13 protein-coding genes are annotated in these 16,022 nt (G+C 63.2%); 2 read left to right on the forward strand and 11 right to left on the reverse strand.

The genetic code is table 11. The features are described from left to right. Window positions 1-22: 22 nt before the first annotated feature. From acs to DVU_RS03575, 7 genes are all read right to left on the reverse strand, one after another. Window positions 23-1,969 (reverse strand): acetate--CoA ligase, encoded by a 1,947-nt coding sequence (gene acs / locus DVU_RS03545; protein ID WP_010938049.1) that lies wholly within the window; start codon window positions 1,967-1,969, stop codon window positions 23-25. A 49-nt stretch (window positions 1,970-2,018) separates the two neighbouring features. Further along, the gene (locus DVU_RS03550; protein WP_010938050.1) at window positions 2,019-2,948 is read right to left on the reverse strand and encodes a LytR/AlgR family response regulator transcription factor; all 930 of its coding nucleotides are present in this window, start codon (window positions 2,946-2,948) and stop codon (window positions 2,019-2,021) included. A gap of 290 nt (window positions 2,949-3,238) precedes the next feature. Then, window positions 3,239-5,248 carry a methyl-accepting chemotaxis protein gene (locus tag DVU_RS03555; RefSeq protein ID WP_010938051.1) on the reverse strand — a complete coding sequence of 670 codons (2,010 nt, stop codon included), beginning with the start codon at window positions 5,246-5,248 and terminating at the stop codon, window positions 3,239-3,241. Window positions 5,249-5,643: 395 nt separating this feature from the next. After that, window positions 5,644-7,434 (reverse strand): amino acid ABC transporter permease, encoded by a 1,791-nt coding sequence (locus DVU_RS03560; RefSeq protein WP_010938052.1) that lies wholly within the window; start codon window positions 7,432-7,434, stop codon window positions 5,644-5,646. A gap of 88 nt (window positions 7,435-7,522) precedes the next feature. Beyond that, a complete protein-coding gene (locus tag DVU_RS03565; protein ID WP_010938053.1) occupies window positions 7,523-8,350 on the reverse strand; it encodes a transporter substrate-binding domain-containing protein in 828 nt (275 codons plus the stop codon). Between the two features lie 97 nt (window positions 8,351-8,447). Continuing rightward, entirely contained in the window at window positions 8,448-9,179 is a 732-nt protein-coding gene (locus tag DVU_RS03570) for an amino acid ABC transporter ATP-binding protein (protein WP_010938054.1), read from the reverse strand. 242 nt (window positions 9,180-9,421) lie between these two features. Beyond that, a complete protein-coding gene (locus tag DVU_RS03575) occupies window positions 9,422-10,789 on the reverse strand; it encodes a sensor histidine kinase (RefSeq protein WP_010938056.1) in 1,368 nt (455 codons plus the stop codon). 211 nt (window positions 10,790-11,000) lie between these two features. Between DVU_RS03575 and DVU_RS03580 the strand changes: the two genes are divergently transcribed. Together DVU_RS03580 and DVU_RS03585 are read left to right on the forward strand one after the other, a co-directional pair. Further along, window positions 11,001-11,714: a tetratricopeptide repeat protein gene (locus DVU_RS03580; protein ID WP_010938057.1), complete on the forward strand. Its 714-nt coding sequence runs from the start codon at window positions 11,001-11,003 to the stop codon at window positions 11,712-11,714. Then, the gene (locus DVU_RS03585) at window positions 11,711-12,034 is read left to right on the forward strand and encodes a PilZ domain-containing protein (protein WP_223295140.1); all 324 of its coding nucleotides are present in this window, start codon (window positions 11,711-11,713) and stop codon (window positions 12,032-12,034) included. The genes DVU_RS03580 and DVU_RS03585 overlap by 4 nt, the downstream gene beginning before the upstream one ends. 204 nt (window positions 12,035-12,238) lie before the next feature. Here DVU_RS03585 and DVU_RS03590 read toward each other — a convergent pair whose 3' ends face one another. From DVU_RS03590 to DVU_RS03605, 4 genes are all read right to left on the reverse strand, one after another. Continuing rightward, window positions 12,239-12,556 (reverse strand): hypothetical protein, encoded by a 318-nt coding sequence (locus tag DVU_RS03590; protein ID WP_011792721.1) that lies wholly within the window; start codon window positions 12,554-12,556, stop codon window positions 12,239-12,241. A gap of 109 nt (window positions 12,557-12,665) precedes the next feature. Continuing rightward, window positions 12,666-13,871: an aminopeptidase gene (locus DVU_RS03595; RefSeq protein ID WP_010938060.1), complete on the reverse strand. Its 1,206-nt coding sequence runs from the start codon at window positions 13,869-13,871 to the stop codon at window positions 12,666-12,668. A gap of 262 nt (window positions 13,872-14,133) precedes the next feature. Beyond that, window positions 14,134-15,411 (reverse strand): tetratricopeptide repeat protein, encoded by a 1,278-nt coding sequence (locus tag DVU_RS03600; protein ID WP_014524274.1) that lies wholly within the window; start codon window positions 15,409-15,411, stop codon window positions 14,134-14,136. A gap of 3 nt (window positions 15,412-15,414) precedes the next feature. Further along, window positions 15,415-16,005, reverse strand: coding sequence for a lipoprotein (locus tag DVU_RS03605; protein WP_010938062.1), 591 nt, complete (start codon window positions 16,003-16,005; stop codon window positions 15,415-15,417). Window positions 16,006-16,022: the final 17 nt, after the last annotated feature.

The raw sequence follows: 16,022 nt of genomic DNA on the forward strand, positions 1-16,022 counted from the left end.
GCGGTGCAGGCGGGCTACGGCGTCAGATATAGGCGTCTTCCAGCGTCGAGAGGTCACCCGTCTCCACGCCCATCTCTTCCGAACGAAGAATACGGCGCATGATCTTGCCGCTGCGGTTGCGTGGCAGTCCCTCACGGAATACGACATCGCGTATGACGGCCACCGGGCCGAGTTCACGCCGGACATGCCCCACCAGTGACGTGGCTAGGGCCTGCTCTTCTGCCGCAGCCTCTTCGGTATCGCGCAGAACGACGAACGCCTTGCCCACTTCGCCCTTCAGCCTGTCGGGCACGCCGATGACGGCGCATTCCGCCACGGCGGGATGCGACGCGAGGGCCGCTTCCATCTCTGCCGTCCCGATACGGTGTCCGGCGATGAGAATGACGTCGTCGGCACGTCCCTGTATCCAGATGTACCCGTCGTCATCCCGGCGGGCCACGTCACCCGTGCAGTACCATCCGGGAAAGCGCTCCCAGTAAAGCCTGCGGAAGGCCTCATCGTCACCGAAGACACCGCATGCCATGGCGGGCCACGGGTTCTTCACCACCAGCAGTCCACCCCTGCCGGGGGGGACGGGGGCACCTTCCCCGTCCACGATATCCACATCCACACCGGGCAGGGGGCGGGCCACCGAACCGGGTTTCAGGGCCGACACCGGCAGCGGGCTGACCATGATCATGCCCGTCTCCGTCTGCCACCATGTGTCGAGCACCGGGCAGCGCCCTCGCCCTATGGTGCGGTAGAACCACACCCATGTCTCCGGGCTGATGGGTTCGCCTACGGTAGCCAGAAGCCGTAGCGTGGTGATGTCGTGGCGCGCGGGGTACAGCGGACCGAATCGCATGAGCATGCGGATGACCGTGGGGACGGTGTACAGGATGGTGACACCCCATCGTTCGACCATGGACCACAGCCTGCCCGCTTCGGGGTACAGGGGGTGCCCCTCGTAGAGGACGGTGGTGGTGCCCGCCATGAGCGGCCCGTACACGCCGTAGCTATGGCCCGTTATCCAGCCCGGTTCGGCAGTGCACCAGAAGATGTCGGTGGGCCGCACGTCGAAGACCCAGCGCATGGTGCGGTGTACGCCCACCATGTAGCCGCCGTGACTGTGCACCAGCCCCTTGGGCTTGCCTGTAGTGCCGGAAGTGTAGAGGACGAACAGCGGGTCGTTGGCGGAGAGGACTTCGGTAAGCGCCTCGGTGGACTGTCCGCGCACGAGGTCGTGATACCAGATGTCGCGCCCGTCGCGCATGGGGGTCTCGAGGTGGGCGCGATGCACGACCACGACATGATGCAGACCGGCCCGTGCCTCCGGTGACAGGGCGTCCACGGCGTCGTCGGCGACGGGTTTGAGCGGTACGACGCGGCCGTTGCGGTAGAATCCGTCAACCGTCAGCAGCAGGGTGGGCCTTGCGTCTTCGACGCGGTCGCACAGCGAACGGGCCGAGAAGCCACCGAACACCGTGCTGTGTACCGCGCCTATCTTGGCGCAGGCGAGCATGGCGAAGACCGTCTCGGGCAGGGGGGGCATGTAGATGACCACCCTGTCGCCCTTCGTCACGCCGAGGGAACGCATGGCATTGGCGAGGCGGTTCACCTCACGGTAGAGGTCGAAATAGGTGAAACGACGGCTGTCACCCGGTTCGCCTTCCCATATGAGGGCAAGGCGGTGGCGGTTGGATGTCTCGATATGCCGGTCGAGGGCGTTGTGGACGATGTTGCACAGCGCACCGGGAAACCAGCGCATGAACGGGGCGTTGCTGTCATCGAGCACACCGTCCCAGCGGCGGAACCATTCCAGCTCTTCGGCGGCCTCTTCCCAGAAGGCGAGAGGGGCCGTTCCGGCCTGTTCGCGTGCGCGGGCCACGTCCTGAGGGTTGACCACGGCATCGGCGACGACGCGTGGCAGAGGGCGGAACACGCGCTCTTCACGCAGCAGCGCATCGAGAGTGGCGGCGGGCGATGCCATGGGCGCGTTCTCCGGTGACGGTGTATCGGAAGCTTTGCGGCGCGTCATGCTACAGCCCCAGTATCTGCTTGAGTTCGCCCAGCCTGCGTCGGCTGATGGGCAGTTCTATGCGGGTACGGCCCGCCGTGCGCAGCAGGCAGTTGCCGCCGCTCACGGCCGCCAGTTCGGTGACCATGTCCAGATTCACCAGATATTTGCGGTGCACACGGAAGAAGCGGTGCGGACGCAGCCGCCCTTCGAGGTTCTTGAGGCGGTAGCTGGTGAGGTACTTGTCGTCAGCGGTGTGCACGTAGCTGTAGTCCTCATAGGCTTCCACGAAGGCGATTTCGCCGTAGGGGATGAGCAGCGTCTTGCCGTCGACGCTCACGGCGAGTTTGTCCAGTTCGACTGGCCGGACGCGCTGGCTGTAGTCCACCGCCTCACCCAGTGCGGAGATGAGGGTGTCCTGTTCGTCCTCTGCAAGGGGAAGCTGCAAGGTCTCGAAGGGAGGGCCCTCTTCCGTGCCGGGCGGGGGCAGGTCGTCCATGGCAGGGGGCGGCAGTTCTTCGGGGGCCGCTTGCGGTTGTTCGCGCCAGCGCGACCCCGGTGCCGGGGCAAGGCGGAAATGCGTGCGGAATTGTCGCAGTCGCATGAGGGTGCGGTCGAACCTGTCAGCCGCGCACGGGAAGATGAGATAGTCGGTGGCGTCGAGTTCAAAGGCTTCGAAGGCGCGCGATTCATCGTCGGCGATGAAGATGAGGGCCGGGTGGTCACGGTTGCCCATGAGTCGTCGTGCCACTTCCATGCCGTCGGGGCCTTCTGCTAGGGAGATGCCGAGAAACACAGCCCCGTAGGGTAGCGCATTGAGCAGCGCCAAGGCCTCTTCGGCCCCTGCGGCCTCACCGAGGACGCGCAGGAAGTCCACGGGTTCCAGCATGGCACGCAGGCGGTGCCGCAGCATGGGGTCGGGATGCACCAGGAGCGTTGAAAGGCGTGTCATGCGCAGCCTGCCGTGGGTTGGCGTCAAACGATGCCAGCATGATACATGCACGGGGCCGGGAAGGAAAGTGCGGGAACACCGGCGAACCGGCATTCCCGCACTCTGGCTGCACAGTGGCTGTGCTTGATCCTGCAAGGGCACAGGCGGGCGTTAGCCGCCTTCATGCCTGCCGCCTCGGCAACCGGGGGCACTGTGCCATGGCCTCGCCGGTGATACAGTGGCGGGGGGGCAGCCCCCATCTGGTGGTCGCACCTTGGGCAGGCTTCTCGTCTGGCCCGGTGGCCGGTGCGTCAGGCGGTGCGCATGGACTTGATGATGTCTCCAAGCCCCGTGGCTTGCCCGCGAAGTCGTTCCAGCTCCTCACGCAGCCGGGTCATGCCCTCGGCGTTGTCAGCCGCACTGCCGCGTATCTCGTCGGTGGAACGGGCTATCTGCTCACTGGCTGCAGACTGCTGTTCAGCGGCGGTGGCTATGGCCCGCACCTGGTCGGCGGTCTCGGCAGTCATGCCTACGATGGAACGCAGGGCCTCGCCCGCGCCCGAAGCCAGTTGCGTGGTCTTCTCCACCTCGGTGGCGGTGGACTGGGCCGTTGCAAGGCTGTGCCGTGCGCTGGTCTGTATGGCGCGGATGAAGTCTTCGACTTCGCGGGTGGCGGTCATGGTCTTTTCGGCCAGTTTGCGCACTTCGTCGGCCACCACGGCGAAGCCTCGCCCCGCGTCGCCAGCCCGTGCCGTTTCGATGGCGGCGTTGAGTGCCAGCAGGTTGGTCTGGTCGGCGATGTCGCCGATGACGGCGATGATGCGTCCGATGCCCTCGGCCTGCTTGCCGAGGTCGTCCATGGCCTCGCCAAGGCGGGTCGCGTTGTCGCTGACGCCTTCGATGGCGTCCAGTGCCTGCATGACGACATCGGCCCCGCGGTCGGCATGGTTGCGCGCCATTTCGGCACTTCCGGCTGCGGCGGCTGCCGACCTTGCCACTTCAAGCACCGAGGCGTTCATCTCTTCGACGGCGACGGCGACTTCAGAGGTGCGTTGCTGTTGCGAGACCGCCCGTGTGAGCGATGCCTCGACCTCTTCACCGATGCTGCCGGTGGTGGTGTTCAACTCCCGTTCTGTCTTGCCTGCGGCGTCTGCGGCCTCGGCGAGATGGGCGTTATGGCGGTGCAACTGTTCCTGCTGGTTGCGGAGTGCCGTCAGGTCGAAGCACGAGGTGAGCAGGCCGCGCAGCGAACGGTCCTCGCCCAAGACGGGCGCGACGGTGACGACCTGAAGGCTGCCGTCTGCGAAGGTCATCTCATCTTCGCGCGTCATGCCATCGTCCTGCGCCCTCTGAAGCAGCGCAAGCAACTCTGATGATGTCACGACCTGTCGCACGGGCAATCCGCTTTCCGGGGCCGTGGTGGCGCACTTGGCGATGGCTGCGAAGGGCTGGTTCCACCATGTGGCCCTTCCTTCAGCATCCACGAGAAGGCAGGGCTGCGGCAGCGCGGTCAGTACGCCACGCGCGAAGGCCACACGTTCGCGCAGGTCGTGCACCATGCGCTCAAGCGATTCGACAAGCACCGCCACTTCTCCGCAGGTATTGCGCAGCATCAGCGGAGTGTGGTCGCCCGCCGCGACCCTGCTGGCGTAGGCGGTGACAGCCGAAAGAGGACGCACGATGGAACGTGTGATGAAGAGGGCAAGAACGGCGAGAACCAGCGTGATGCTGCCCGCCAGCCACATGGCTGTCGTGCGGGCGCTGTCCAGTTCGTCACCGAAGGCGGTGTTGGCCGTTTCGAAATGGGCGTCCTTGCTCTCGACGATGCGGTTGAAGGTGCGGCGTGAGGCCTCGGCCAGCGGTGTCGCCTCCTTCTCGTAGGCCGGGTAGTGCGTGTGCCGTTCCGTATCAGGAACAGCGGCAAGGCGCTCGACAAAGGCGAGTCCACTCTCGGCGAAGGCGAGGGTCGAGCGTTCCGCCTCGGCGATGAGGGCTGCTTCGGCTGCGTCCACGGCACTCGCCCGCAGGGCCACGAAACCCTTGCGCATGGAGTCGATCGTCTTGCGCAGTCGGTCGGTGTCCTTGTCGATGTCGCTTCCGAGCATGACGTTGCGGGTAAGGCGGCTGACATAGTTGAGGTCGCGACCGATGGCGAGTGTGGCGATTTTACCGTTGATGTCGTGCCGCGCCATGAGACGGAAATGCTCACGTGCGTCACCAAGGGAATGTGTCATGAGCCATCCCACGGCAAGGACGGCTATGACCGCGCAGAGCGCGAGAAGATGGATGCGGCAACGGATGGACAGGTTACACTTGGTCATTCAGGGCTCCGGAGGGCATGTCGGTGTTCACTGGGCAGTCATGGTCTTCCGGTGGCGGTTGCGTCGCTGTGCGTGACCGTCATCGGGAGACCTCGGGTTTCGGGTTGGGGCAGCGGGAAGGCAACAGACTGATGATGGGGCAATCGAGATAGCCCCGTAGGTTTGATGCCGGAATGTCATATCAGCAAGAGCAGTGCCATTCTTGTTTCGGGTGTCGCCTCTATCTTGACGTGTGGTTGCAGGGGCCGGAGTCGCCGGAGATACGGAGGCTGTTCCTGTACGGCCCGCAGAGGAGGGGCTGGTGTGCTGTAATGGAACATCGCTCGACCATAATCGAACAGGGGCCTCCCGTTGTCGGAAGGCCCCTGTATCTGGCGATGGGATTCCGGTCGGTGTCACATGCGGAGATTGATCTTCTCCGGCGAAAGCCTGCGTTCAAGGCGGGCGGCGTAGACCGACATCGACCAGCAGCAGATGAAGTACAGGAAGGCGACGGTGCCGTAGATTTCCATGGGGTAGACCATGAGGCGGTTGTTGATGCCCTGCGCCACGAAGGTGAGTTCAAGCACGCCCAGCACGAACGCCAGCGAGGTGTCCTTGAAGATGGCGATGAACTGCCCCACGATGGCGGGAATCATCTGCTTGAGCGCCTGCGGCAGGATGATGCGCCGCATGGTCTGAACGAAGGTGAGTCCGGTCGAGTACGCCGCCTCGACCTGTCCCGCAGGAATGTTCTGGATGCCAGCCCGCACGATTTCGGCAAGGTAGGCACCCGTGAACAGTGTCAGGGCGATGGTCGCCGACCAGAACACGTTGAAGAACGTGTTGAACAGCACGGGAATGAAGAAATAGATCCAGAAGATGACGATGATAAGCGGGTTGCCGCGTATCAGCTCGATATACAGCAGGCAGGGGATGCGGCAGATGCGGTTGTCTGATGTGCGGCCGATGCCCACGACGAGACCGATGAAGAAACTCACGCTGATGGCGATGACCGCCATGAGCAGCGAATAGGCAAGGCCGCCAAGCCCCATGAAGAGTTCATCGGACTGCCCGTTGGGGAAGTGCCATATGAGCAGCGTACGCAGGTTGTCGGCGATGACGCCCCAGTTGAAGTTGTAGAGTCCCCGCGCCGTGACGAAGAGAAGCCCGCCCAGCGCGAGGATGAATGCTCCCTTGCACAGAAGGCTGGCACCCTTGCCCGCCATCTGCATGGCGACACGCATGGTCGCCATGGCGGGTGAATAGGTCGCGCTCGTCGCTGCGCGGCGTCTGCGGCGCAGGGCGCGTCCGATGGGGCGCACGAACACGCGCCGGATGAGGCTGACGGGCAGCAGCACGGCGTCCACGAACATGACGGATAGCGACCGCTTGGGAGCGGTGTCGAGACGCATCTTGCCGTTGACGCCGTTGAGGATGAACGAGATGAGCAGCGACAGCGAGAGATAGAGGACGGTGGCGGCGGATGTCGCCTCGAAACCCTTGAAGGTGAGCGATTCGACCTGTTGCGACTGCCATGTGAGTTCGGCCACACCCACGACCATGGCCAGCGACGAGTTCTTCATGTTGTTGAGGAACTCGCTGCCCAGCGGCGGGATGATGGCCCTGAAGGCCATGGGCAGGATGATGGTGCGCAGCACCTGCACGTAGTTGAGCCCCGACGAGTAGGCGGCTTCAAGCAGCCCCTTCGGGATGGACTGGAGACCGGCGCGGATGACTTCCGCCATGAACGCGCTGGTGTACACCGAAAGCCCGATGGTGGCGCACCAGAATTCGAAGTTGCCGGTGAAGAGCAGTTCGCGGATGTTTTCCGGGAGTATGGCCGGAAAGGCGAAATACCAGAAGAACAGCTGCACCAGCAGCGGCGTGTTGCGGAAGAACTCCACGACGGCGGTGGCGGTGAGGCGCAGCGGTGCAAAGAGCGACAGGCGCGCTATGCCGAGAACGGTGCCAAGGCCGAGGGCCAGTGCGGAACTGATGAGCGAGATACGGACCGTGACACCAAGCCCCTTGAGAATCTCGAGACCGAGATGCGTACCGTAGGTGGTGTTCCGGGTGAAGAGGATATCCCACTGGAACTGGTAGCCGAAATCGAAGACCCAGCCCCAGTAGTAGACGGCGAGCAGGGTGATGGAACACAGTACGAGGTACTGTACCCATGTCTTGTCCAGCCAGTATCGGATCATGTGAGGCGCCGTGTGCTTGTGCCGTTGGTGGAAGAAGCGCAAGCCCGGTCGAGCCGGGCTTGCGCGGTTCTAGCCTGTACGGTGGCGGTTAGGGCCACATTTCGATCTGACCGGCGAGGGGCATTTCGAAGGGAGTGCCGGGGCCGTACCACTTGTTGTAGATGGTCTTGTAGGTGCCGTCCTTCCACATGTCCTGCAGGGCGGCGTTCACGGCGTCACGCAGGGCGGAGTCGTCCTGCGGCATGGCGATGCCGTAGGGCTCTTCGGCGAGGAAGTTGCCCACCAGTTCGAACTTGCCGGGTTCCTTCGCGGAGTAGCCCACGAGGATGGAGGCGTCGGTCGACCAGCCGGCCACGCGACCCATCTGCAGAGCCTGGAAGCACTCGGACTCCTTCTGGAAGGAGATGACGCTCTGGTCGGGGTTGGGGTCACCGGCTTCCTTGAGGGCGCGCTTCACGTTCACTTCGGACGTGGTGCCCTGCATGGTGGCGATCTTCTTGCCCACCATGTCCTTCACGGACTTGAACTGGCCCTTCTTGGCGAGGACCTTCTGACCGTCGAAGAAGTAGGTGATGGAGAAGTCGACCGACTTGTCGCGTTCACGGGTGTGGGTCATGTTCGACACGGAGATGTCGACGCGGCCCTGCTGGACGTAGGCGATGCGGGTCTTGTTGTTGACCTGCACACGCTCGATGTCCACGCCCATGCGCTTGGCGATTTCGGTGGCGATGTCGTAGTCGAAGCCGCCCCATTCGCCCTTCTCGTTGTAGAAGCCGCCGGGGATGGAGTCGGTCATGAGGCCGACGCGGATCTTCTTGTCCTTCATCACGTTGTCATAGGCGGGGCCGGCAAGGGCCGCAGAGCCGGTGAAGACCAGAAAGGCCGCGGCAAGGGCGATGATCTTTCCAAGACGCATGGGTGCACTCCCGTTTGAGATGTTCCGAACCCGTCGGCCGCCCCTCGCGGCACGACGTAAACCGAAGGCCCGCCGCGCCGACGGGCCATCATGCCGTCTAGTGCGTGAGTATCTTGCTGAGGAACTCGCGCGAACGCTCGTGCTGGGGATTGTTGAAGAAGGCGTCGGGCGTGTTCTGTTCGACCAGTATGCCCTGGTCCATGAAGATGACGCGGTCGGCCACTTCGCGGGCGAACCCCATTTCGTGCGTCACGCAGACCATGGTCATGCCCTCGCGGGCGAGTTGACGCATGACGTCGAGAACTTCGTTGATCATTTCGGGGTCGAGGGCGGAGGTCGGTTCGTCGAAGAGCATGATGCGCGGCTTCATGGCGAGACCGCGTGCGATGGCCACACGCTGCTGCTGCCCGCCTGACAGCTGCCCCGGGTACGCACCTGCCTTGTCGGGGATGTTCACCTTCTCGAGCAGTTCCATGGCAGTACGCTCCGCCTCGGCACGGGGGATGTTCCGTACGAGGGTGGGCGCCAGCGTGATGTTCTCCAGTACGGTCATGTGCGGGTACAGGTTGAACTGCTGGAATACGAAACCCACCTCGGCCCTGAGCAGGGTGAGGTTGGTGCGCGGTGCGTTGATGTCTATGCCGTCGACGACGATGTTGCCTTTCTGGATGGCTTCGAGACGGTTGATGCAGCGGATGAGCGTGCTCTTTCCGGAGCCGCTCGGCCCGCAGATGACGACCACTTCGCCCTGGGCGATGTCGAGATTGATGTCATTGAGCACGTGCAGACCGCTCGGGTACCACTTGTGCACATGTTCGAAGTGGATCACGTGATGCTCCGTTCTGTTCGGTGAGGGGAAAAGGCCCCCGCTCCCGTGTAGCAGAACGGTTCCCGGAGCACAAGACGCGATGTGGTCGGCTTTACAAAACTGTCATTTGCGGGGTCTGATGCCGCGACCATGCTCGTCAGGGGGAATGCGGCCCGCCATCCGATTGGTCGTACAATCAGATGGTTGACGAGGGTAGGTGCCCATGCCGTTTTTCCTGAGAGGAAGGTGTTATTTCAAAAACGTCAAGACGGAGGGTCGCTGTAGGGGAGCTCGAACCAGAACACGTTACCGCAGACATCATGGTGGTAGCCCGTATGTCCGCCGTGCAGGTCGACGATTTCGCGCACGAAATGCAGCCCGTGTCCTGTGCCGTATTCGCCTGTGGTGTTGCGTCCACGAAAGTCGGGTTCGAAGAGGTGAGGTACGTCGGCGGCATCGACAGGCGGTCCGCTTGTGCACACCTCGACGCGTACCGCGGGTTTCCCCTCTCCGAAGGCATTCTCCACGAACACGATACGGCAGCACATGGTGAGGCTTTCGTCATCCGGGTCGGGGCGGGTGTACTTGACGGCGTTGGAAAGCAGGTTCGCGATGACCTGACTGATGAGCCCCGTATCGGCAAGCACCAGACGCGGTGTGTCATCGTCGTAGAGGGGCATGCAGACCTTCACGCCCTTCTCCTCGAGTCTGCCCTTGAAGCGCTCGACCTGCGGCAGCACTACGCGTTGCAGCAGGTCGATGTGGCTCTTCTGGAGCACATAGTGCCCCTGATCGAAATGGCTCTGTCGCAACAGGGTCTCGAGAAACATGCTCGACTGCTGGAAGTGCCTGTATATCTCACTGTACTGTTCTTCAAGGCGCTCATGGAGATAGCCGAGCTGATGCATCGCCTCGGCAAGGACGTTGGTGCTGGAGCAGTCTCCATGCAACAAGGTTTCACGCACCTGTGACATGGACTGGATCTTGCCTTCAAGCTGTCTGAAAAGAAGCTTGAAATACATGTTCGGCACGATGACATTGTGCCCTATGTCGTGGACAAGGCTGCGTATGAAGCGAATGTGCTCGCGGTTCTTGAAGAACATGAGCTTGTTGTGCAACTGGAAGCCGACCCTGTTCGCATACTTTTGCAGATACAGTATCTGGTGGTCGGTGAGGGGCTGACGCGGATGCACGACAAGCATCCCGAGTGCATCGCCCACCGGAGTCACGGGCAGGCTCGACCTCTCTGCACTGCGCCCCCTGACAGGAATACGGTATTCGCCATCCCGGAAGGCGGGCTGTTCTGCAAGTTCACCCGGTAGTGGAGGTGTCGCCGTGGTCGGTCCGAGGTCGGGTGAGCGCCGGACAAGACTGCCTGAAGGGTCGAGCGTATAGAGTTCGGCTTCAAGGTCGAAGAACTGTTTGAGCACCAGTACGGCCAACGAGTAGAGGTCTTCGAGAGAGTCGAATTCCTGGGCGAGGTCGAAGAATACATTGAGGGCGCACGTCTGGCGAGGGCTGAAACCGTAGCTGCCGTAGTCCGAGACCTTGGCCCCGATACGTTCGGCGACGGAGGCATAGCCTGCCGCCTGTGCGGTGATGGCGCGGCCCTGTTCGGTGAGGCTGCTCATGCACGGGCTCCTTGAAAGGTTGCCGTTTGAAGCAGTATGCATCATTTAAAGGTATGCGCCAAGGCGTTACCGAAGCCTGCCTGATGCTTTTCGATGGCAGTGGTTTTGGCTGGAACTCTGTCAATGTCTTATTTTCTAACGTATTGACGTGCGTATCTCTAACATGGCAACAGTTTATAGTTAACAGTTGATTGTCGGGGGGGGAGGTCGCATGTTTCTGGTTACTGGCGTGTTCGTCTCTGTGCGGCACGAACGCACGGGTACGGGCACTACCGCGCGTGAGAGTGTCCAGCGGATTACGTGGTTCGGAACGCTACGGGATGACGGGGTGGCACTTGTCATGCCGCTTTCGGACAGGATGCTTCCCACGGGGATAATCCGTGAGGTTCCTGAAGAGCGATTCCTTGAAGAGTTCATGCCTGACCAGGCAACCTATGAAGAGCATTTCCGCGAGACTGCCGAGAGTCTGAGAGGGCGCCTTCAGCTGGCGTCGACACTGCCTACCGACCTGTATCCCGAAGAGCGCATCCTGCTTGACGCCCTCTCCGCACTGTTGCACGGGCGAAGTGCCGCGAAGCCGGTAGATGCGGATATACCCGCCGTGCTCGAATTGCTCGCGCACGGGCAGGAAGGACGCTCCGCAGGTGCGTTCCAGACCCGGCTGAGTGGGGCTGCGGTGGACTACAGACGGCAGGGAGACTATCCGCGGGCCCTGCTGTTCTACGACAGGGCGCTGACCATGCAGGGGCAGGAGGACAGGCTGCTCTTCAACGTCGCACGGGTGCACTACGAGATGGGCGAACTTGCCGAGGCCGAGACGTGTCTGAAGCGTGCCCTCGAAAGCAATCCGGCACTGGAAGAGGCCGGAAGGTTTCTGGCTTTCCTCCAGAAGACGACCCTGCAACCACAGGCGGGAGATGAATGATGGAACGCCGACTCGCCGAACGCCTCGCCCTTGATGCCCCATGCTTCATCGAAGCGGATACGGCAAAGGGGCGGTTTCCCGTGATGCTGTGCAACGTGAGTCCCGGCGGCGCCATGATAGGACTTCCTCCCGGAGAGGAGGTCATGGCGGTGGGTGACATGCTGCGCCTTCGGGCAATGCCCGCCAGTCTTGCCCCGTTCTCCGAAGGCGTTTCAGGGCGCGTGATGTGGTGTGCGGGCAACAGGTGCGGCGTGCAGTTCGACATGCCCCTTCCTGTCACCACGGAAGCATTGCGCACACTGCTGCTGGAGATGGACTGAAGGGCAGCTGTTTGCGGTGGCGATGGCAGGGTTGAACGAACCCCGAAGTCATGCCGCCCGGAAACGCCGTTGTCGTCCTACGCCCACCCGTTCGGGGCGCGTAACAGTCTGGCACACAGTCGCCCCCTTCAGCCATGTCCTTGCCCTGACATCCAGCGCCGTGAGGCCTCTCGCCCATGTCGGGTGTGCCTCCCACGGGCCTTGCTAATGGCCCGAGAAGTCTAGCACATTGTTCAGCCCGCTCTCGCGTGATTCGATGGCCGTCCCCTTGATGAAGTGCCGGTGCAGCCGCCATGCGTCCATGTCGATGTAGTCCACGCGGCCTTCGCTGTCGGGGGTGAGGTGGGGCCGCAGTGCATCCATCAGTTCTTCGATGGGAAACCAGACGCCTTCGAACGATACCCGCAGCAGGTCGCCGTCCAGTTCGATATGTTCATCCCCTGCAACGGAGGCCGCCAGACGGCGCAGGTGCTCCCCTGCGGGATGCAGGCTACCGTAGACCTTCACCAGAACGTGTTCCATGTTCCTTCCTCGTAGCCGGATGTGCCGACGCCTGCCGGATTGCGGGTTTGCGATGCCTGTCGTTGCCGTCGCCCTTCCCCCTTCAGGCGAGGCGGGGCTTGCGTTGCGGTTACAGAATGCGGAACATGCCATCCTCGTAGATGGTCGTCCGCTTGCCGCCATGCAGGTGCGCTGTCACCCTTCTGGGGGTTGTGGCGACCATGTCCCAGTGCAGTGTCGAGGTGTTGAAGCCGAGACGTTCACGTGTTGCTTCATCGAAGTCCGGGGCCGCACCGGCAAAGGTGTTGGCATAGGACTGCCCGAGGGCGATGTGCATCGACCCGTTCTCGCCGCCATGATTCTCGTCGAAAAGCGTATTGGCCATGAATCTGCCGATGGGCGAAAAGCGCTTGTCCACAAGGGCGAATTCGCCCACGCGTGCAGCGCCCGCGTCGATGCTGGTCTGCCCGGCGGCGAACGCCTCCCCTTTTTCGGCTGCGAGTGCGGTGACCACACCCTTCCTGAACGTGAGTCGTATGCCGGAGGTGATGTTGCCGGAGCGGAACGACGGAAGGTCGGCCACATACGAGCCTTCAACAGTGCGCCAGTCCGGCGAGACATAGAGTTCGAAACTGGGGATGTTGCGTCCGGTCACCCCGGCCCAGCGTCGTTGCTGGCCCACCGATAGACGGAGGTCTGTTCCGTCATCGGACTCGACATGCAGGACGACGTCGCCGAGGGCGTCGAGTGCTGTGCGCAACGCTTCGGCCTCTTTGGCTATCCGTCGCCAGCGCGCCACGGGGTCGGCCTCTCCAAGATGGCAGGCGCGCGCGATCTCCTTGGCGTACGCCTCCACATTCATCCCCGCCCATCCGGCAAGGGCTGGTGTGGGCCACAGGCAGAGCGTCCACCCGTAGGTCCCCATCTGTTCGCGGGTGCGTGCGATGGCCGTCAGCGGGGCGCGGGCGCGTTGCGCGAGGGCGATGTTCTCGGCGGGCACGGAGGCAAGATGCGACAGCGACTGGGGGGCAAGCAGTGAGATGGTGCCGTTGAGCCTGTTCTGGAGTTCGCGTTCGCCGGGAATGAGGGTCGTGAGGCGCTTGTTGTTGGCTAGCGTGTAGAAATCATGCTCCATGCGTGGCGTATGGGCCATGCGCGGCACGGGTATCTGCCCGCGTTCGTGCAGGCGGGCGCATATCTCCTCGGCCAGAGGCAGGGCTGGCAGGTCGAAGCGTACGAGCACGAAATCGCTTTTGCGGTACGGGTGACCGCGTCCTCGTTCCAGGCCCCACAACAGGACGGCCGCATAGCGTTCGAGGGTCGTCTGGTCGAACATGTCGTCTCTCGTAAGGTTATCATTGCCGCCTTGTGGCGGTGGTGTAGGGTGACAGTGTGGCAGTGCCTTGCGGGGATGTCCTCGGGCCGCACGGGAGTGAAGGCAGCAGCACGCCCGTCGCAGGTCGCCCCGCCACGCATCCTCCCCCTTGCAGTGCCGACCGTGTCGTGACCCCCTCACGGCACGGTCGGCCATTTTCAATGGTAAGACGCGAACCGTGCAAGACAAGTGCCCTTGCGGGATGGGAAGGCGGGATGCTGGGTCAGTCGTCTGCCTTGACGGTTTGCGGGCGGGCAGGGGCCAGACAGTGGCCCGCATCTCGTGCGGATGCCAGCCCTTCGCAATCGCCAAGGTTGCATGCCTGTATGAAGTCTTCGCACATGGGCCCGTATTCACGGCGCATCATGCGTGCCGCACCACGGGCGCGCCACGCAGGCGCAAGCCGCGGTGCTTCCCGCAGGACACGCGAAAGGTCATCCACTGCGAGCGCGGTGAGGTCGAGTCTGAGGTTGGCGATGCCCCTTGCCAGTCGCGCCCGTACGGGGGCGTCGGGCAACGCCAGTGCCCTGTCGAGGGCTTCGACGGCGTCCTGGGGCCTGTCCAGTTGCAGGAGTGCTTCACCGAGGAACGTCCAGCCGAGGGGCATCTCCGGGGAGGCCTCGACCACCTGACGCATGTCGGCTGCAAGGATGATGGGGTGTCTCCATACACCATCAAGATAGGACAGCGCACGTTCAAGGGTGTCGAGACTGCGCAATGTCCTTGCGAGGGCGGCGAACCTCCTGTCATAGGGGCTTTCCGATTCCGTGCCTGCCTTCTGGCGATGTCGTGCGGCATCGAGGGCAAGCTGCCTCGCTTCAAGAAGGTTCTCACGTGTATGCAACAGGATGCCTTCTCTGAGTTCGAGCTTCTCCGGCGCGCGGAGGGCCGCCCGCAGGGCCGTCGCGGCATCTCCTCCGCGAGGGGTGGTGCGGATGTTGACGGCGACCTCGACTTCTGGCGGGTAGCCGACGACACTCGTGGCCGTGGTGTGCGCTTCGAAGGTCGCCGCCGTGAGAGACAGAAGTCGGGCGGGCGTCTCGGCTGAAAAGAGGGCTGCGGAGTCCCTTCCGAGGGATGCCGTGGAAAGGCGCAACGCCTCGATACGGGCGGCTGCGGCTGCGACGGTCTGGGCGTCGTCGCGCAAGATACCGCCACCGAAGGGGACGATGACGGTGGCTTCCGCGGCCTGAAGACCTGCGGGCAGACTCAGCATGAGCGCCAGTGTGGCAACGATGCAAGTCAAGAGGACGAAGGCCCGGGAGGACTGGTGGAGGTCGCGGCGATGCCTTCCGGGTTGGGGACGGGGCGAGAGAACCGCAGGGTGAAGGTGGGGGGCGGCGTCGAGAGTCATGGGAGTGAGGCCGCGACCGGGCAGTCTCCTGTCATGCACCGTCGTGCACATGGTGCAGGAAGGGAAGCCGGTGCGCCGCGCGGCGTGGCCGCTGCGCTTCGAGGGGGTCGGCACCGCGGGCGATGCCGACCGTCCTGAAGCGTTCATGTGCTATTGCACCGCGCTGCTGATCTTGCGGGCGGCGGGCTGGATGACTTCGCGCAACGTGTCGGAAAGGAGCTTCTCGGCCACGTCGGGAGCGGGAATGACCTGACGGCTCTGGCTGCTGCTCAGCGTCTCGCTGAAGATGCGGCCCTTGCGTCCGGAGAGCGTGATGCCGAGGCTCATCTGCGAGGTGAAGTCGGTGGTCTTCACTTCGCGCAGCGTGACGTCGTTGACGATGCCGGTGACGATGAAGTCGGGGTTGCCGGTACGGGCATGGTCGAGGGTGGTGGCGTACGAAACCTGAAGCCCCTGACGGGTGAGTTCGTCGGCGAGGTTGCGGGCGACCCAGTCGGCCACGGGGGCGGAAGCGACGAACGAAGAGCCGTCACGGCGCTCGCCTATCTGCATGGTGCTGCGCTTGTCTTCGAACATGACCACGGCCACGCGCGGGGCGTTGGGCATGGGCAGGATGCTGGCGTCCGGCGGTGCGTAGAGCAGACGCACGGTGTTGCCGGGGGCACAGGCCGAAAGGGTCAGCATGGCCATTGTGGCGACAAGTGCCGCGACAATGGGGCGGAGATTGCGGATAGTGAGCATGGAGCCTCCTGAAGGAC

The sequence above is a fragment of the Nitratidesulfovibrio vulgaris str. Hildenborough genome (genome assembly GCF_000195755.1).
Taxonomy (GTDB): Bacteria; Desulfobacterota; Desulfovibrionia; order Desulfovibrionales; family Desulfovibrionaceae; genus Nitratidesulfovibrio; species Nitratidesulfovibrio vulgaris.